This is a genomic window from Enterobacter sp. BNK-8, assembly GCF_048685095.1.
Lineage (GTDB): Bacteria > Pseudomonadota > Gammaproteobacteria > Enterobacterales > Enterobacteriaceae > Enterobacter > Enterobacter quasiroggenkampii.
In genome coordinates this window covers 1392914-1410626 of record NZ_JBLQTN010000001.1, presented here as the reverse complement: position 1 = coordinate 1410626, position 17713 = coordinate 1392914, and the positions used below count along the sequence as shown (strand labels likewise).

15 protein-coding genes are annotated in these 17713 nt (G+C 55.9%); 4 read left to right on the top strand and 11 right to left on the bottom strand.

Features of this window, described 5'->3' with window-relative positions:
• Positions 1 to 142 precede the first annotated feature (142 nt).
• Positions 143 to 3589: a transcription-repair coupling factor gene (gene mfd / locus ACMGGU_RS06755; protein ID WP_095442446.1), complete on the top strand. Its 3447-nt coding sequence runs from the start codon at positions 143 to 145 to the stop codon at positions 3587 to 3589.
• A 582-nt stretch (positions 3590 to 4171) separates the two neighbouring features.
• Positions 4172 to 5137 carry a L,D-transpeptidase LdtC gene (gene ldtC, locus ACMGGU_RS06750; RefSeq protein WP_111966908.1) on the top strand — a complete coding sequence of 322 codons (966 nt, stop codon included), beginning with the start codon at positions 4172 to 4174 and terminating at the stop codon, positions 5135 to 5137.
• Positions 5138 to 5211: 74 nt separating this feature from the next.
• Here the strand turns inward: ldtC and bhsA are convergent, their stop codons facing one another.
• On the bottom strand, positions 5212 to 5469 hold the full coding sequence (gene bhsA / locus ACMGGU_RS06745) for a multiple stress resistance protein BhsA (RefSeq protein ID WP_045910210.1): 258 nt from the start codon (positions 5467 to 5469) through the stop codon (positions 5212 to 5214).
• A gap of 244 nt (positions 5470 to 5713) precedes the next feature.
• On the opposite strand from bhsA, the gene comR reads away from it, so the two are divergent.
• Complete coding sequence (gene comR / locus ACMGGU_RS06740) at positions 5714 to 6349, top strand: TetR family copper-responsive transcriptional repressor ComR (RefSeq protein ID WP_028015740.1); 636 nt, start codon at positions 5714 to 5716, stop codon at positions 6347 to 6349.
• A 59-nt stretch (positions 6350 to 6408) separates the two neighbouring features.
• On the opposite strand, the gene ACMGGU_RS06735 is transcribed toward comR, so the two are convergent.
• The 8 genes from ACMGGU_RS06735 to hinT form a co-directional block, all read right to left on the bottom strand.
• Positions 6409 to 6948 (bottom strand): glycine zipper 2TM domain-containing protein, encoded by a 540-nt coding sequence (locus tag ACMGGU_RS06735; RefSeq protein ID WP_008500779.1) that lies wholly within the window; start codon positions 6946 to 6948, stop codon positions 6409 to 6411.
• Between the two features lie 193 nt (positions 6949 to 7141).
• Positions 7142 to 8446, bottom strand: coding sequence for an NAD(P)/FAD-dependent oxidoreductase (locus ACMGGU_RS06730; RefSeq protein ID WP_008500780.1), 1305 nt, complete (start codon positions 8444 to 8446; stop codon positions 7142 to 7144).
• Between the two features lie 238 nt (positions 8447 to 8684).
• Entirely contained in the window at positions 8685 to 9227 is a 543-nt protein-coding gene (gene ycfP / locus ACMGGU_RS06725) for an alpha/beta hydrolase YcfP (protein ID WP_111966909.1), read from the bottom strand.
• A gap of 34 nt (positions 9228 to 9261) precedes the next feature.
• Positions 9262 to 10287 carry a beta-N-acetylhexosaminidase gene (gene nagZ, locus ACMGGU_RS06720; protein WP_032655375.1) on the bottom strand — a complete coding sequence of 342 codons (1026 nt, stop codon included), beginning with the start codon at positions 10285 to 10287 and terminating at the stop codon, positions 9262 to 9264.
• An 11-nt stretch (positions 10288 to 10298) separates the two neighbouring features.
• Positions 10299 to 11123 (bottom strand): thiamine kinase, encoded by an 825-nt coding sequence (thiK, locus tag ACMGGU_RS06715; protein ID WP_126534327.1) that lies wholly within the window; start codon positions 11121 to 11123, stop codon positions 10299 to 10301.
• Positions 11104 to 11751: a penicillin-binding protein activator LpoB gene (gene lpoB, locus ACMGGU_RS06710; protein WP_045326975.1), complete on the bottom strand. Its 648-nt coding sequence runs from the start codon at positions 11749 to 11751 to the stop codon at positions 11104 to 11106. Before lpoB ends, thiK begins: the two co-directional genes overlap by 20 nt.
• Positions 11752 to 11761: 10 nt before the next feature.
• Positions 11762 to 12136: a YcfL family protein gene (locus ACMGGU_RS06705; RefSeq protein ID WP_126534326.1), complete on the bottom strand. Its 375-nt coding sequence runs from the start codon at positions 12134 to 12136 to the stop codon at positions 11762 to 11764.
• A 1-nt stretch (position 12137) separates the two neighbouring features.
• The gene (gene hinT, locus ACMGGU_RS06700) at positions 12138 to 12497 is read right to left on the bottom strand and encodes a purine nucleoside phosphoramidase (protein WP_008500786.1); all 360 of its coding nucleotides are present in this window, start codon (positions 12495 to 12497) and stop codon (positions 12138 to 12140) included.
• A gap of 350 nt (positions 12498 to 12847) precedes the next feature.
• Here hinT and fhuE point away from each other — a divergent pair, with 350 nt between their 5' ends.
• Positions 12848 to 15037 (top strand): ferric-rhodotorulic acid/ferric-coprogen receptor FhuE, encoded by a 2190-nt coding sequence (gene fhuE, locus ACMGGU_RS06695; protein WP_420300341.1) that lies wholly within the window; start codon positions 12848 to 12850, stop codon positions 15035 to 15037.
• Between the two features lie 144 nt (positions 15038 to 15181).
• Here the strand turns inward: fhuE and ptsG are convergent, their stop codons facing one another.
• Both ptsG and ACMGGU_RS06685 read right to left on the bottom strand, forming a co-directional pair.
• On the bottom strand, positions 15182 to 16615 hold the full coding sequence (gene ptsG / locus ACMGGU_RS06690; protein WP_008500788.1) for a PTS glucose transporter subunit IIBC: 1434 nt from the start codon (positions 16613 to 16615) through the stop codon (positions 15182 to 15184).
• A 296-nt stretch (positions 16616 to 16911) separates the two neighbouring features.
• On the bottom strand, positions 16912 to 17706 hold the full coding sequence (locus ACMGGU_RS06685) for a metal-dependent hydrolase (RefSeq protein WP_420300340.1): 795 nt from the start codon (positions 17704 to 17706) through the stop codon (positions 16912 to 16914).
• Between the last annotated feature and the right edge of the window lie 7 nt (positions 17707 to 17713).

The window sequence follows — 17713 nt, the reverse complement described above, 5'->3', positions numbered from 1 at the left end:
ACCGCCCCCCTTCCGGGGGCGTATAATCCTGCCGTGCGGTTACGATTTGCTTATGTAAAACGATCGAGGATAATAAAGACATTGCGTATCAGTGATATGCCCCAATACTGTTGGTATATCCATAAGAGACTCTGACATAGCCATGCCTGAACACTATCGTTATTCCTTGCCTGTCAAAGCGGGCGACCAGCGCCAGTTGGGTGAACTCACGGGCGCAGCGTGCGCCACGCTGGTGGCGGAAATCGCCGAGCGTCATCCTGGCCCGGTGATCCTGGTTGCCCCGGATATGCAAAACGCCCTGCGCCTGCACGATGAAATTCGCCAGTTCACCGATAATCTGGTGTTCAGCCTGGCCGACTGGGAAACGCTGCCCTATGACAGCTTCTCTCCGCACCAGGAGATCATCTCCTCGCGCCTGTCGACGCTCTATCAACTCCCGACCATGCAGCGCGGCGTGCTGATTGTGCCGGTGAATACCCTGATGCAGCGCGTCTGTCCGCACAGCTACCTGCACGGCCACGCGCTGGTGATGAAAAAAGGCCAGCGCCTGTCCCGTGATGCCCTGCGGGCGCAGCTTGACGGTGCCGGCTATCGCCACGTCGACCAGGTGATGGAGCACGGGGAATACGCGACCCGCGGCGCGCTGCTCGACCTTTACCCTATGGGCAGCGACCAGCCGTATCGTCTGGACTTTTTCGATGATGAAATCGACAGCCTGCGCGTCTTTGACGCCGACACGCAGCGCACGCTGGAGGAAGTGGAGTCCATCAATTTACTGCCCGCACATGAGTTCCCGACGGACAAAACCGCTATCGAACTGTTCCGCAGCCAGTGGCGCGATAAGTTCGAGGTGAAGCGCGACGCGGAACATATTTATCAGCAGGTCAGTAAAGGCACGCTGCCTGCAGGGATCGAATACTGGCAACCGCTGTTCTTCAGCGAGCCGCTCCCTGCCCTGTTCAGCTACTTCCCGGCGAATACCCTGATTGTTAACACCGGGGATATCGACGTCAGCGCCAGCCGCTTTGAAAGCGAAACCCGCGCTCGCTTCGAAAACCGGGGCGTTGACCCGATGCGTCCGCTGCTGCCGCCGGAAGCGCTGTGGCTGCGTACCGACGAGCTCAACGCCGAGCTGAAGCGCTGGCCGCGCATGCAGCTGAAAACCGATTCGCTTGCCGATAAGGCCGCCAACACCAACCTCGCCTTCCGGACGCTGCCGGACCTGGCCGTCCAGGCGCAGCAGAAATCCCCGCTGGATAATCTGCGCAAGTTCCTGGAGTCCTTTACCGGCCCGGTGGTGTTCTCCGTTGAGAGTGAAGGCCGCCGCGAAGCGTTAGGTGAGCTGCTGGGACGCATTAAGGTGGCGCCGAAGCGCATCCTGCGCCTGAGCGAAGCGACCGGAAACGGCCGTTACCTGATGATTGGCGCCGCCGAGCACGGTTTTATCGACACGCTCAACAACCTGGCGCTGATTTGCGAAAGCGACCTGCTGGGTGAGCGCGTCGCGCGCCGTCGTCAGGACAGCCGTCGAACCATCAACCCGGACACGCTGATCCGCAACCTGGCCGAGCTGCATCCGGGCCAGCCGATTGTTCACCTGGAGCATGGCGTTGGACGCTATCAGGGGATGACCACGCTGGAGGCGGGCGGCATTAAAGGTGAATACCTGATGCTGACCTACGCCAACGATGCCAAACTGTATGTCCCGGTGTCGTCCCTGCATCTGATCAGCCGCTACGCGGGCGGTGCTGAAGAGAACGCGCCGCTGCACAAGCTGGGCGGCGATGCCTGGGCGCGCGCGCGCCAGAAGGCCGCGGAAAAAGTGCGCGACGTGGCCGCCGAGCTGCTGGATATCTACGCCCAGCGCGCGGCCAAAGAGGGCTTCGCCTTTAAGCATGATAAGGAACAGTATCAGCTGTTCTGCGACAGCTTCCCGTTTGAAACCACGCCGGATCAGGCTCAGGCTATTAACGCCGTGCTGAGCGACATGTGCCAGCCGCTGGCAATGGACCGCTTAGTCTGCGGCGACGTTGGCTTCGGTAAAACCGAAGTGGCGATGCGCGCCGCCTTCCTTGCGGTGGAAAACAACAAGCAGGTGGCGGTGCTGGTGCCGACCACCCTGCTCGCTCAGCAGCACTTCGACAACTTCCGCGACCGCTTCGCCAACTGGCCGGTACGCATCGAGATGCTGTCACGTTTTCGCAGCACCAAAGAGCAGACGCAGATCCTGGAGCAGGCAAGCGAAGGCAAGATCGATATTCTGATCGGCACCCATAAGCTGCTGCAAAGCGACGTGAAGTGGAAAGATTTGGGGCTGCTGATTGTCGACGAAGAGCACCGCTTCGGGGTGCGTCATAAAGAGCGCATCAAAGCGATGCGCGCCGACGTCGATATCCTGACCCTGACCGCAACGCCGATACCGCGAACCCTGAACATGGCGATGAGCGGCATGCGCGATCTGTCGATTATCGCCACGCCGCCGGCGCGCCGTCTGGCGGTGAAAACCTTCGTCCGCGAGTACGATAATCTGGTGGTGCGTGAGGCCATTCTGCGTGAAGTGCTGCGCGGGGGTCAGGTCTATTACCTGTACAACGACGTGGAAAACATCCAGAAAGCGGCCGACAGGCTGGCGGAGCTGGTGCCGGAGGCGCGCATTGCTATCGGTCACGGGCAGATGCGCGAGCGCGAGCTGGAACGGGTGATGAACGACTTCCACCACCAGCGCTTTAACGTGCTGGTGTGCACCACCATCATCGAAACCGGGATCGACATTCCGACGGCGAACACCATCATCATTGAACGTGCGGATCACTTTGGCCTGGCGCAGCTTCACCAGTTGCGCGGCCGCGTCGGGCGTTCGCACCATCAGGCCTACGCCTGGCTGCTGACGCCGCATCCAAAAGCGATGACCACCGACGCGCAAAAGCGCCTGGAAGCCATCGCCTCTCTGGAAGACCTCGGTGCAGGCTTCGCACTGGCCACGCACGATCTCGAGATCCGCGGTGCCGGTGAACTGCTGGGTGAGGACCAGAGCGGCTCGATGGAGACCATCGGCTTCTCGCTCTATATGGAACTGCTGGAAAACGCGGTTGATGCCCTGAAGGCAGGGCGCGAGCCGTCGCTGGAAGATCTCACCAGCCAGCAAACCGAGGTCGAGTTGCGTATGCCTTCCCTGCTGCCGGACGATTTCATTCCGGATGTGAATACCCGACTGTCGTTCTACAAGCGCATCGCCAGTGCGAAGACGGAAAACGAGCTGGAAGAGATTAAGGTTGAGCTGATCGACCGCTTTGGTCTGCTGCCCGATGCGGCGCGAAATCTGCTGGATATCGCTCGCCTGCGCCAGCAGGCGCAGAAGCTGGGCATTCGCAAGCTTGAGGGCAACGAAAAAGGCGGCGTGATTGAGTTCGCGGAGAAGAACCACGTCAACCCGATGTGGCTCATCGGTCTGCTGCAAAAACAGCCGCAGCATTTCCGTCTGGATGGCCCAACGCGTCTGAAATTTACTCAGGAGCTGACGGAGCGCAAAACCCGCATGGACTGGGTGCGTAACTTTATGCGCCAGCTGGAAGAGAACGCGATCGCATAACCTCCATTCCCCTCTTAACTGAGGAATTTCATGTAGTTTATTAACCGGAAGCGATGAAAGTTGCTTCCGGAAAATGAATAGCCTACAGCGACACCCTGGTCCGGCTGTAAATCGCTGAGGCGTTTCCTGCAGGCCGGGGCGAGGCGCAGGGATGCGCCGAGAGGACGGGCTTTACAGGGATGTTACCTCCGCCCGTCCCCGAAAAGCCGGAAGGAATAAGCCAAAGGTACCGCGTAGCGGCGATTTACCGCCGGGAGCCCGGGTCGCCAGGGTGGTGGCGACTGAGCCACCCTGGCACGTTCACAGGTCATGTCGTTACAGAGTACTAAGGGACATAAAGTGAACGGAATGACCACCAGAGTCGTATGTTCCCCCTCACCCCAGCCCTCTCCCTCAAGGGAGAGGGGGTCGTCCGTGCAGGCATTATTTTATGGGGATCCCTTCCCCTGTTAGCCCAGCGCTACGGGGGGACAATTTACAAACTCTTTGCACTTCACCCGATCTTCCCGACACACCCATTCGCCATAATTATCATTAACGCCTTATAAAACAATAACCTTATCATTTGCATGGATTATGGTGATGATGACCTCTTCGCGTTTTACTCGCTGGTTAACCCTGTTTGCGCTGGCAGCCACCGTTGCGGTGGCGCTTCCTGCTCGCGCAAATACCTGGCCCCTTCCTCCGCCCGGCAGCAAAGTGGTGGGTGAAAACCGCTTTCATGTGGTTGAAAATAATGGCGGTTCGCTGGAAGCCATTGCCAAAAAATATAACGTCGGTTTTCTGGCTCTGCTGCAGGCGAATCCCGGCGTCGACCCGTACGTTCCGCGAGCGGGCAGCGTGTTGACTATCCCGTTACAGACGATCCTGCCGGACGCCCCGCGCGAGGGGATTGTGATAAACCTGGCGGAGCTACGTCTGTACTATTACCCGCCGGGTAAAAATGAGGTGACCGTCTACCCGATTGGTATTGGTCAGCTGGGCGGCGACACCCTGACGCCGACGATGGTCACCACCGTCTCGGATAAACGTGCGAATCCAACCTGGACCCCGACGGCCAATATTCGTGCCCGTTATAAAGCTCAGGGCATCGATCTTCCGGCCGTGGTGCCGGCAGGCCCGGATAACCCGATGGGTCACCACGCGATCCGCCTGGCGGCCTACGGTGGCGTTTACCTGCTGCACGGAACGAACGCGGACTTTGGCATCGGCATGCGCGTCAGCTCCGGCTGTATTCGTCTGCGCGATGACGATATCAAAACGCTGTTTAACGTTGTTACGCCGGGTACCAAAGTGAATATCATCAATACGCCGATTAAGGTTTCTGAGGAGCCGGGCGGCGTGCGGCTGGTCGAAATTCATCAGCCGCTATCGAAAAACATTGGCGATGACCCGCAGACGCTGCCCATTAACCTGAATGCCGCAATGGTGAGCTTCAAAACGAATGCGAATACCAACAGCGTGGTGATGGAGCGTGCAATGGAGGCCCGTTCAGGCATGCCGACCGATGTCACCCGGCATCACGATGTAATCCAGCAATCGATGTAAATCATAAATAAAAAACGCCCTGCTCAGCAGGGCGTTTTTTATTGCAGTGGCATAAATGAGGGTTTATGCCCGGCTTATTTGTAGATGACGGCGGTGCCGTGCAGGGTGTTAGGACCGGTCACAGAGGTGATGCGGTAAGATTTAGCACCCATCTCTTCCGCTTTTTGTGCCAGCTGATCTTCCAGTGAACCCAGGTTAGTACCGGCAGACGCAGAGATCGTCCCGACTTTATGCTGATCGACCGGGGTGGACTGTACTTGTACAGCCGCAAAGCTTGCGAAAGAAAGTGAACTCAGAACAGCAGCAGCGATGAGGGTTTTTACGTTTTTCATGATGTTTACCTTTAGCAGATGAATTTGGAGGTCGTTATCTATTTAGTTAACGATCGATAGGTAAATCATAAATGTGATCCAGGTCACGCGTCAACATAATTTTATAACGACCATTAACTTAATTTTAAAGTCGTTATTTTTCATATAGATATGATTAATATATTTTTAAGCATTCAGCACTGGTGGTGGGTTGCGTTTATTTTTATAATGGTTATTCACCAAACCAACAGAGGACCAACGGCACATGACAACCGACGTCACGAGTTGTGCGAAGAAAAGCCGTGGCCGACCAAAAGTGTTTGACAGGGATGCAGCGCTTGATAAGGCCATGACTCTCTTCTGGCAACATGGGTATGAAGCAACCTCGCTTTCCGATCTGGTAGAAGCTACCGGAGCCAAAGCGCCGACGCTGTATGCCGAATTTACCAATAAAGAGGGGCTGTTCAGGGCGGTGCTGGACAGATACATTTCGCGTTTTGCAGCGAAACATGAAGCCCAGCTATTTTGTGAAGAGAAAAGCGTCGAACAGGCGCTTCGGGATTACTTCACCGCCGTCGCGACCTGCTTCACCAGTAAAGATACGCCTGCGGGCTGCTTTATGATTAACACCTCTGCCACTTTGGCGGCGTCCTCGAAAGAGATTGCCAATACGGTGAAATCGCGTCATGCGATGCAGGAGGAGACGCTGAGCGCCTTTCTGGCACAGCGCCAGCAGCGCGGTGAAATCCCTGCGCAGTGCAACCCCCAACTGCTGGCACAATACCTGAGCTGTATTTTGCAGGGGATGTCGATCAGCGCCCGTGAAGGGGCAACGCTGGAAAAACTGCAGAATATTAGCGAAACCACGCTGCGGCTGTGGCCTGAGCTACTCAAAATCTAAAGCAAAAAAAAGCTCCTCAGCCTGAGCGCATGAGGAGCTAAATTCAGAGAACATCTTTTTTACACTTTGTTATTCAGAACCAGCTGACCATTTCCATCCAGTGGAATTTGCGTGCCAGGGTCTTTGTCCATGCGGATTTTGCCCTGCTGATCGCCAATTTTGTACGTCACGTCATAGCCCAGCATTTTTTCCGACTTGTCATAGACGGTTTTGCAGCGTTGCTGAGTCGTGGTGTAGGTATCGTTATCCTGCATCGCGCCCTGCACCTGGTTACCGGCATAGCCGCCACCCAGCGCGCCGACCACGGTCGCCACATCTTTACCCCGGCCGCCGCCGAACTGGTGACCAATCACGCCACCCGCTACCGCGCCCAGAACAGAACCGGCGATACGGTTTTCATCCTGCACCGGACGACGATGCGTCACGGAGACGTTACGGCACTCCTGACGAGGCGTTTTTACCGTTTCTTTAATCGGTGTAGCAGAAACCACCTGCGCATACTGCGGGCCGCGATCTAATACGTTGAGACTGGCAACGGCAGCCACACCTAACGCAGCCGCGACGCCAATCCCTATACCCGCCAACATTGATTTATTCACGGGACTTCCTCCTTTGTTGCTATTGGTAACAATTTTGCAATGGAGGCACGGCTTCGCCAATCAGATAAAGGATCAAAAAAGGGACGTTCAGAGGAGATATATTGTATTTAGGAGAACTCTTAAGCGCTCAATCTGTGATCTACAGCATGAAATGCTAAAAACTCCCTCCGGAGAGCCCGGAGGGAGTGAAAGATTAGTGCAGCTTCAGACGCGGACGGATCACGCGGTTGATTCTGCCCACCAGCATCATCAGCCCGGTTTTGAAGTAGCCGTGCAGCGCAATCTGGTGCATACGGTAGAGGGAGATATACACGAAGCGGGCAATGCGCCCTTCTACCATCATCGAGCCGCGCATCAGGTTACCCATCAGACTGCCGACAGTAGAGAAGTTTGATAGAGACACCAGAGAACCATGGTCTTTGTAGACATAGGCCTTCATTGGCTTGCCTTTGTACTGCGCCAGAATGTTGTGCAGGACCAGGCTTGCCATCTGGTGTGCGGCTTGCGCGCGCGGCGGCACGAATCCACCCTCAGGACGGGCGCAGGAGGCGCAGTCACCGATAGCAAAGATTTCAGGGTCACGCGTAGTTTGCAGCGTTGGCTCCGTGACCAGCTGGTTAATGCGGTTGGTTTCCAGGCCGCCGATATCTTTCATAAAGTCAGGCGCTTTGATACCGGCCGCCCAGACCATCAGATCCGCTTTGATATACTCGCCGTCTTTGGTGTGCAGGCCGCCTTCGTCGGCGCTGGTCACCATGGTCTGCGTCAGCACCCGGACGCCCAGCTTGGTGAGTTCATTGTGCGCCGCACCGGAAATACGCGGAGGCAGCGCAGGCAGAATGCGTTCACCGGCTTCGACCAGCGTGACGTTCAGCGCTTCATTCGTTAACCCTTTGTAACCGTAGCTGTGCAGCTGTTTCACCGCATTGTGCAGCTCCGCAGACAGCTCAACGCCTGTCGCACCGCCGCCGACAATGGCGATATTTACCTTACCGTTCGCACCCATATTGCTGGTGTACTTCAGGAACAGGTTCAGCATTTCCTGATGGAAACGACGCGCCTGGTGCGGGTTATCGAGGAAGATACAGTGCTCTTTCACGCCCGGCGTGTTGAAGTCGTTGGAGGTACTGCCGAGCGCCATGACCAGCGTGTCATACGGCAGCTTGCGCTCAGGAACCAACAGCTCCCCTTTTTCATCACGCAGTTCCGCCAGAGTGATGGTTTTGCTTTCACGGTTGATGTCCACCACCGAGCCCAGCTGGAACTGGAAATGGTGGTTGCGCGCGTGCGCCAGATAGCTGAGCGCGTCCACGCCCTCGTCCAGAGAGCCGGTCGCCACTTCATGCAGCAGCGGTTTCCACAGGTGGCTGTGGTTACGATCCACCAGCGTGATTTTGGCTTTTTTACCGCGACCCAGCTTCTTACCCAACTGTGTCGCCAGCTCCAGCCCGCCAGCACCACCGCCTACAATCACTATCTTTTTCAATGGCGTAGTCAACGTGACCCCCTCAAATTATTAACCAATTGTTAATTAAAAGTTATAAAAATAACCCTTAATTAACAACAGGTTACAGCACTGAAACCATTCAGGTGCATTGAGAATACCACGTCAGGCGCATTGGTCATACCAAAATTGATATGCATCAAGTTTTGATGGCTTAAAAGTAGACAATTCTGGTCAAAAAGAAAGCCCGGCACGCTTTCGCGGCCGGGCTTAGACGCCTGCAGGCAAGGAATTAACCCAGCGTTTTAAACGCTTTGATACGCTGCAGGTGTGGGGAGATGTTTTTGAACTTGTGGGTCTGTTCTTCGTCCCAGACGATCTCATAGTAATGATGCAGAAGTTCTGCAGCCCGGTGGCTGTTGAGCGCCTCATCGTGACGCGACAGGATCACCAGACAGCGGTCACGGTTTTTCTCACGAAAATTGCTGACGCACTTGGTCGCAATATCGACATACTCTTCCGGGCGGTCGATTTTGCCTTCCATGTTTTCGTTCGGGAAAAGGTTGGGATTGAATACCACCTGACGGATGTCACACAGGAAGCCAATCCGCTCTGCCCAGTAGCCGCCCAGCCCCACGCCGCAAATCAACGGCCGATCGTCGACGTTGAGCTGCAACATCTTGTCCACCTCTTTGAGCAGATGCTGCATATCATGCTTCGGATGGCGCGTGCTGTAGCTGATCAACCGTACATCCGGATCGATAAACTGCAATTGCAGCACCTTCTCATGATTACCAGGACTGTTTGAGTCAAAACCGTGTAAATAGATGATCATCGTCTTCTCACCACGCTACGCCTTCCGGGAGGGTTTACAGGCTGGCTTTATGTGCCTGCCAGCGCTCATTCAGGTCTTCAAGCCGGGCGTTGACCGTCTTCCAGCGCGCCGAATCCATCAGCTCCTGACGGCTAAATGAACCTTTATGATACAATTGTGTAACACGCTCTGCATTGATCGGCGACAGGTTATCCAGCACGCTCACGGCACCTTTACGATTATTGCAGACCAGGATCATATCGCAACCTGCATCCAGCGACGCCTGACCGCGTTCAGCGTAGCTGCCCATAATCGCCGCCCCTTCCATCGACAGATCGTCAGAGAAGATCACGCCATTGAAGCCCAGTTCCTGACGCAGAACGGTTTTCAGCCAGTGCGGAGAGCCGCTGGCAGGGCGCGGGTCAACGTCGCTATAAATCACGTGCGCAGGCATGATGGCATCCAGCTTGTTGTCAGTGATAAGCGACCTGAACACCGACATATCTTTGGCGCGAATTTCCGCTTCCGGGCGCGGATCGCGCGGGGTCTCTTTGTGTGAGTCCGCCGTTACCGCCCCGTGACCCGGGAAGTGTTTGCCGGTGGTTTTCATCCCGGCATCGTGCATGCCGTCAATGAACCGGGTCGCCATGGCCAGCGCAATGCGCGGATCGTCATGGTACGAGCGCTCGCCAATGGCGGCGCTGATATGCCCCACGTCCAGAACCGGGGCAAAACTGATGTCGATATCCATGGCAATCATTTCGCTGGCCATCAGCCAGCCGGCCTCCTGCGCCAGTTTCCCGCCCTCTTCCGTGCCGAGCAGCGCGGCAAAAGACTGGGCCGCCGGCAGGCGGGTAAACCCTTCGCGAAAACGCTGCACGCGGCCGCCTTCCTGATCGACGGCGACCACCAGATGATTGCGCGACGCGGCGCGGATCTGACGCACCAGCTCACGCAGCTGCGCCGGATCGTGATAGTTGCGGGTAAACAGGATCAGACCACCCACCAGCGGATGCGCCAGAATTTCACGCTCCTCCGCATCCAGTTCAAACCCTTCTACATCCAACATGACTGGACCCACATCCACCTCTCTTATCCTTTCGTTTGTAACTGACGCCAGGCATCGTCTGCCAGCGCAATAAAGTGTTTGTCTCTGGACTGCTGATAGCGCATTTCAAACCAGCCAGCCATTAACATGACGACCCAGGGCCGCCAGCGTTTGACCTGACGCCTCAGCGCGTCGGCGTTGATATGTGCCACCTCGGCGTAGTCCCTGATCAGCGTCTGCCGCGCAGCGTCACTCTCTGTCCAGACTGCCGCCAGCTCCAGCGCCACATCGCCATCTCCGGCATATTCCCAGTCGATGAACCTGATGCCCGCTGACGTATGCACAATATTTCCGGCATGAACATCCATGTGCAGCGGCGAGAGCCGAATCGGCTGCGGCTCGCCCGTTTTACGCAACCGCTTGAGATGCGCCAGCCACACTGGGGTGCGTCTGTCAGGCGCGGCCTGCTGCCAGTAGCGTTCCAGCAGCGGGTATAACGTGATTCGCCATCCCAGACGTGGCTGCCGGTGCAGATGATACAGCATCGCCGCGAGCGCCGGCGTGTCCGGCAGCGCGCTTTTCACGTCACCGTCCAGATAGTCGACGGCCATCCAGCTCTCTCTGAAAAAACGGGGGGCAGGCACGAGATCTGACGGAAGACGCCTCAGGGCGCGAAACTGACGACGGAAATGGGAGGCAGGCGCATAGGGGTCGTGATGTTGCCGCAAGACCAGACGTCGTTCGCCCTGCGCTATAATGCAACTCGCGCCGCCAAGCCCGGAGTGGGCCTGCGGCGCGATAAGGCGGTACTGAGGAAAATAGCGCGTCAGAATCTCTTCACGCGTGCTGTCATTGTTGCGTAACCGCACCTTTACCTGACCAGATAATTTCGCCTGTCTGAACCAGCATCAGCTGCATCTGCAGGGCCGGTGTATTCACGTTACCGGTGGCGTTAGAGTACAGCACATACTGTGCGCCAACGTTACGGGCAATGCCGATCGCCTTGCTGCGTGTGCCGAGGCTATCCTGCGGCGACAGGCCCAGCTGCTGTTTGGCTACCGCGAGCTGCTGAGCCGAGACCAGCGTAAACTTACCGTTGTTTGCCAGGGCGTTGCGCAGCGTTTCAGTCGCTTCGCCCGCGTTCAGCGAACCGTTGGTACGGTTGTTCACGCTATCAACCAGCAACACGCTACCTGCCGTCACGCCCTGTGCCTGCAGCATTTTGCCGACCATGGGCTGCATTGCGCCGTTCCAGTCGTAATGGCGCACGCGCGGCGTGGGCTGCGACGTCTGGTCCGGATGCTCAATCGGGCCTGGCTGTGCCGGTATAGACGGTACGGACGGCACGGTTGGCTGCGGCTGCGTTGGCTGTGTCGGCTGTTCAGTGCCCGGTTTCGCCTCTTCCACAGGCGCTGGCTGTTCAGTTCGGGTCACACACCCCGCCAGGAACAGCGCGAAAGCTGTCACGAGCGCATAGCGGCTCAAGTTTTTAATCAAGGTTCACCCCTTAGAGATAAAGATAAAGTCTCACCTTATGCGCACCCAGATAGTTGGCGCTGCCATAGAGCGTTACCGACGATCTGGCCGGAATGGTGACGCTGCGCGGCGCCTCCAGCGGATGCATTTCGAGACCTCTTACGTCATACCAGAAAAAACGGTAGTGGACCGTCACGGGTTCGTGTCTTTCATTAAAGAGCGTAGAGGAGGCAGATGAATTGATTTCACTGATGGTCAGCGCGGGTTGTTGCGCCGTGATGCCCGCGGCAAGCACGGAGGATTCCATCACCAGCGTCTGTTCATCGTTCACGGGGATCGCCGGGCGCGAACTGCACCCCACAATCATCATCGTCATTACCAGCGCTGTAATACGCCCTTTACGCATGTCAAAGACCTTTATGTGCCAGCATCGGCCCCAGAGGACGTCCACCCAGCAGATGCATGTGAATATGATAAACTTCCTGGCCGCCATGACGGTTGCAGTTCATGATCAGACGGTAACCGTCTTCTGCAATCCCTTCCTGTTCGGCGATTTTCGCGGCCACCGTCAGCATACGACCTAATGCCACTTCATGCTCGGTTTTTACGTCGTTTACGGTCGGAATCAGAATATTGGGAATGATAAGGACGTGCGTCGGAGCCTGAGGTGAAATGTCCCGAAAAGCCGTTACCAGTTCATCCTGATAGACGATATCCGACGGAATTTCGCGACGGATAATTTTACTGAAAATCGTTTCTTCAGCCATGACCTATTCCTTTTTTGATTAATCAGGCGCGATGCGTCCGCTGTTAACACACGCTCTGGATGAGGGTGTGACACAATTCAAGAGTATGAGCGAGTTTCTCCTGTCCTTTCAACCTCCTCCCTCGATTTCTTTCCCGAATGTTCATCAGCTGAGTGAAGAGTGACCGCTCGCGGGCCTTAATGGGCTGAAACATTATTTCAGTTCCGGTCGACACATCTGTTTACAGCATTAATGGCAATGCGTATATTTCGCATTTGCATTTTCATGCGCTTTTTTAACATAGAAAACGACGCCAGCCCGCGTCCGCGGGACTGACGCATACCCTCTTCATCGTTCATAAGGGTTTAATCATGTCTTTCATTCATCACACCAGGGATGGGCAACGTCAGCCTGTCGCAACACCTTCGTTGCTGGCAGTCTGCATTGCTATGGCACTGACGCCAGCCGCCGCTTTCGCTGCATCAACAGCCGAAGATACCGTTATTGTTGATGGCGGTTTTGACCAAACGCAGGATCCTTCCGCAAGTCAGGAGCGGGATTACAGCGTCAAAACCACTACCACCGGCACGAAGCTGTTGCTGGTTCCCCGCGATATCCCGCAGTCCGTGAGCGTGATTAGCCAGCAGCGCATGGCCGATCAGAACCTGCAGTCCATCGGCCAGGTGTTAACCAACACCACGGGCGTAACGGCGCAGGTGCAGGACAGCGACCGTACCGTGTTTTACTCGCGCGGATTTTTCGTCAGTAATTACGCCTATGACGACCTGCCAACCTCCATCAGCGAAGTGTGGAACTTTGGTGATACCGCCGCCGATACGGCGATTTATGACCGCATCGAAGTGGTCCGCGGTGCAACCGGCCTGATGTCCGGTACGGGCAACCCGGCAGCGTACGTCAACATGGTGCGTAAGCATGCGGACAGCAATGAATTCAAAGGCAATGTTTCGGCCAGCTATGGCAGCTGGGATAAGCAGCGCTACGTGCTGGATCTCCAGGCGCCGCTGGTGGAGTCAGGTAAGCTACGGGGCCGGATGATCGCAGGTTATCAGGACAACGACAGCTTCGTGGATAACTATCACTACCGAAAGAAATTCCTCTATGGCGTGATGGATGCGGACGTCACCGACAGCACCACTCTCTCGGTGGGATACGAATATCAGGAAAGCCATACCGCCGACCCAACCTGGGGCGGACTCCCGACCTGGTACAGTGACGGGAGTAAAACCCATTACGATCGCAGCCAGACCGTCGCGCCTGACTGGGCCAGGTCTGATAAAGACAGCACCCGCATCTTCGCTAATCTGACGCAGCGTTTCGATAATGGCTGGGAAGCACACATTAACGGCATGCATGCTGAAACCAACTTCGACTCTAAGCTGATGTATATTTCCGGCTATCCGGATAAAGAGACCGGTGCAGGCATGGTTGGCTACGGCGGCTGGAACCGTGGCGAACGGAAACAGGATGCCGTGGACGCTTTCCTGCGCGGCGATTTCGATCTCTTCGGCCGTCAGCACGAGATGATGTTCGGCGGCAGCTTCAGTCGTCAGCGTAACCATTACGACAACTCAATGCCTGACGCGGTTTACGGCATGGTTGATGTGGGTAACTTTAAGAACTGGAACGGTAACATTGCCGACCCGCAGTGGACGCCGTGGAAACTCTACAGCCAGGACGACATTCGCCAGTCCTCAGCGTATACCTCCGCCCGCTTCTCGCTGGCCGATCCGCTGCATCTGATCCTCGGCGCACGTTATACCCACTATAACATTCGCTATAACCCTGCGGGCTCCCCGGACACCCGTCTGGAAAGTACCAAAGATGACGTGACGCCCTACGCGGGCCTGGTCTACGACATCAATGAAGACTGGTCGACCTACGTCAGCTATACCTCTATCTTCCAGCCCCAGGACAAGCGGGACGCCAGCGGACGCTATCTCGACCCCACTACGGGCAAAAGCTACGAAGCCGGTGTGAAAGCAGACTGGTTCAATACCCGTCTTACCACCTCGCTGGCGATTTTCCGCATTGAGCAGGATAACGTAGCAAGCAATACCTATACCTATATGCCGAGCGGTGAGTCGATTTACCAATCGCTGGACGGCGTAGTGAGCAAAGGGATCGAGTTCGAGCTGAACGGCGCGTTGACCGATAACTGGCAGCTGACCTTCGGCGCGACCCGCTACATTGCGGAAGATAAGAATGGCAACGCCGTCAGCTCCGATCAGCCGCGTACAACCATGAAGCTGTTCACCCGTTATCAACTGCCAATGCTGCCGGAACTGACCGTGGGCGGAGGCGTGAACTGGCAAAACAAGGTGTGGACGGATGTGGATGGCGCGCCGGCTGGCCGTACCCGCGCGGAGCAAGGCAGCTACGGGCTGGTTAACCTGTTCAGCCGTTATCAGATCACCAAAGATTTTGCTGTTCAGGCGAACGTCAACAACCTGTTCGACAAAGAGTATTACGATTACGTCGGCTCTTATGTGGTTTATGGTGCGCCGCTGAACGTCTCGGTGAGCGCGAGCTACGACTTCTGAGTGTTAAGCCGGGTGGCGGCTACGCCTTACCCGGCCTACATTTGCATTTCGTAGGCCCGGTAAGCGCAGCGCCGCCGGGGATGACAAACAGCACAAATAAAAAAGGCAGCCATTCGGCTGCCTTAGTCTCCCCAGGGTCACAACTTAGTTGTTGCGGATGTACTCATCCATTTCGGTTTTCAGGTTATCGGATTTAGTACCGAAGATTGCCTGTACACCCGAACCTGCAACAACTACGCCAGCTGCACCCAGTTTTTTCAGACCCGGCTGGTCTACTTTCGCGACGTCAGCAACGCTCACACGCAGACGAGTGATACACGCGTCCAGGTTAGTGATGTTCTCTTTACCACCGAACGCGGCAACCAGTGCAGGAGCCATTTCGCTGGTCGCGCCCGCTTTGCTGTCTTCTGTCGCATCTTCACGGCCTGGGGTTTTCAGGTCCAGTGCTTTAATCAGCACGCGGAAGATGGTGTAGTAAACAACGGCATAGCACGCACCGACGATTGGGAACAGCCACAGTTTGCTGCTGTTACCGGACAGAACGATGAAGTCGATCAGGCCGTGAGAGAAGGACGTACCGTCACGCATACCCAGCAGAATACAGATTGGGAACGCCAGACCCGCCAGAATAGCATGGATAACGTACAGGATCGGCGCAACGAACATGAAGGAGAACTCGATCGGCTCGGTGATACCGGTCAGGAACGAGGTCAGCGCTGCGGAGATCATGATACCGCCCACTTTTGCACGGTTCTCTGGCTTCGCAGAGTGCCAGATAGCAATCGCCGCTGCTGGCAGACCGTACATTTTGAACAGGAAGCCACCAGACAGTTTACCTGCAGTTGGGTCGCCCGCCATGTAACGTGGGATATCGCCGTGGAATACCTGACCTGCTGCGTTGGTGAATTCACCAATCTGCATCTGGAATGGAACGTTCCAGATGTGGTGCAGACCAAATGGCACCAGGCAACGCTCGATGAAGCCGTAGATACCAAACGCCACAACCGGGTTCTGGTAAGCAGCCCACTGAGAGAAGGTCTGGATAGCGGAACCGATTGGTGGCCAGATGAAGGACAGGATCACGCCAGTGAAAATCGCTGCCAGACCAGAGATGATCGGAACGAAACGCTTGCCCGCGAAGAAGCCCAGGTACTCAGGCAGCTTGATGCGATAGAAGCGGTTGAACATATACGCTGCAATCGCACCGGAGATGATACCGCCGAGAACACCGGTGTCTGCCAGGTGTTTCGCAGCGATCTCTTCTGCCGGTAAATGCAGAACCAGCGGCGCAACCACAGCCATGGTTTTCACCATGATGCCGTAAGCAACCACTGCAGCCAGCGCAGATACGCCGTCGTTATTGGTGAAGCCCAGAGCCACACCGATCGCGAAGATCAGTGGCATGTTAGCAAAGACAGAACCGCCTGCTTCGGCCATCACATGGGACACTACGGCTGGCAGCCAGCTGAAGTTAGCAGAACCGACACCCAGCAGGATACCTGCGATAGGCAGTACGGATACTGGCAGCATCAGCGATTTACCGACCTTTTGCAGGTTAGCAAATGCATTCTTAAACATAATTGAGAGTGCTCCTGAGTATTTGTGCTTTTTTTACGCTTTCACGCATTGGCCCGGGGGAGTACCGTGCCGTGGACAGGACATCTAAGCGCCCTTTATTTATTACACAGAGTAAAATAATTCCCTCTGAGTTTGTTTGACGGCTATCACGTTTCAGCTTAAGACGGTCGAAAAACTTTCAGTTATTTACAAAAAGCATGTCCGGATGTGTCTAAAAACAGCATCACCGCCCCAAATGAGGCGGTGAACTTTACTCGGTTTATTTATTAATTACGAGCCTAAAAAAAACAGGTGTATCAGACAGATTGCAGGCGGGCAGGGTCAATATGGAACAGCGTGGAGAAGTTTTCTGTCGTCATGCGGGCCAGCTCTTCGATGCTGACGCCCTTCAGGACGGCCATGTACTCAGCCACATCTCGCGTCATCGCGGGCTGATTCTCTTTACCGCGATGCGGAACCGGTGCCAGATAGGGAGAATCTGTCTCTACCAGAATGCGATCGAGCGGAACATAACGTGCAGCATCACGCAGCTGCTCAGCGTTACGGAACGTCACAATCCCGGAAAACGAGATATAAAACCCCAAATCAAGCAGTTTACCCGCCGTTTCTCTGTCTTCTGTGAAACAGTGTAGTACGCCACCGCAATCCGTCACGTTTTCTTCCCGGAGGATCGCCAGGGTATCCGCACGCGCATCGCGGGTGTGGACGATAACCGGCTTGTTCAGTTCGCGGCCAATGCGAATATGGTTGCGGAAGGACGCCTGCTGCTGCGGTTTGGTTTCCGGCGTGTAGAAATAGTCCAGCCCGGTCTCGCCCATTGCCACCACGCCCTCTTCCGCCGCCAGACGACGCAAATCGTCAACGTCATATTCTTCATCCTGGTTCAGGGGGTGTACGCCGCAGGAAAACACCACGTTATCGCGAACGCCCACCAGCTCGCGCATCGTACGATAGCCCGGCAGCGTCGTCGCTACCGCAAGGCAGAATTTCACATCGCGGGCGGCAGCTTTTTCCAGCACGTCATCCACGTTTTTATGCAGGGATTGATAATCCAGGCCATCAAGATGGCAGTGTGAGTCGACTAAAAACATAATGTCT

Excerpts from the sequence above, each read along its gene's own strand:
- ycfP (WP_111966909.1), bottom strand. The coding sequence starts at position 9,227 with ATGATCATCTATTTACACGGTTTTGACTCAAACAGTCCTGGTAATCAT.
- ACMGGU_RS06705 (WP_126534326.1), bottom strand. The coding sequence starts at position 12,136 with ATGCGTAAAGGGCGTATTACAGCGCTGGTAATGACGATGATGATTGTG.
- ptsG (WP_008500788.1), bottom strand. The coding sequence starts at position 16,615 with ATGTTTAAGAATGCATTTGCTAACCTGCAAAAGGTCGGTAAATCGCTG.
- fhuE (WP_420300341.1), top strand. The coding sequence starts at position 12,848 with ATGTCTTTCATTCATCACACCAGGGATGGGCAACGTCAGCCTGTCGCA.
- bhsA (WP_045910210.1), bottom strand. The coding sequence starts at position 5,469 with ATGAAAAACGTAAAAACCCTCATCGCTGCTGCTGTTCTGAGTTCACTT.
- hinT (WP_008500786.1), bottom strand. The coding sequence starts at position 12,497 with ATGGCTGAAGAAACGATTTTCAGTAAAATTATCCGTCGCGAAATTCCG.
- comR (WP_028015740.1), top strand. The coding sequence starts at position 5,714 with ATGACAACCGACGTCACGAGTTGTGCGAAGAAAAGCCGTGGCCGACCA.
- ACMGGU_RS06685 (WP_420300340.1), bottom strand. The coding sequence starts at position 17,706 with ATGTTTTTAGTCGACTCACACTGCCATCTTGATGGCCTGGATTATCAA.
- mfd (WP_095442446.1), top strand. The coding sequence starts at position 143 with ATGCCTGAACACTATCGTTATTCCTTGCCTGTCAAAGCGGGCGACCAG.
- ldtC (WP_111966908.1), top strand. The coding sequence starts at position 4,172 with ATGATGACCTCTTCGCGTTTTACTCGCTGGTTAACCCTGTTTGCGCTG.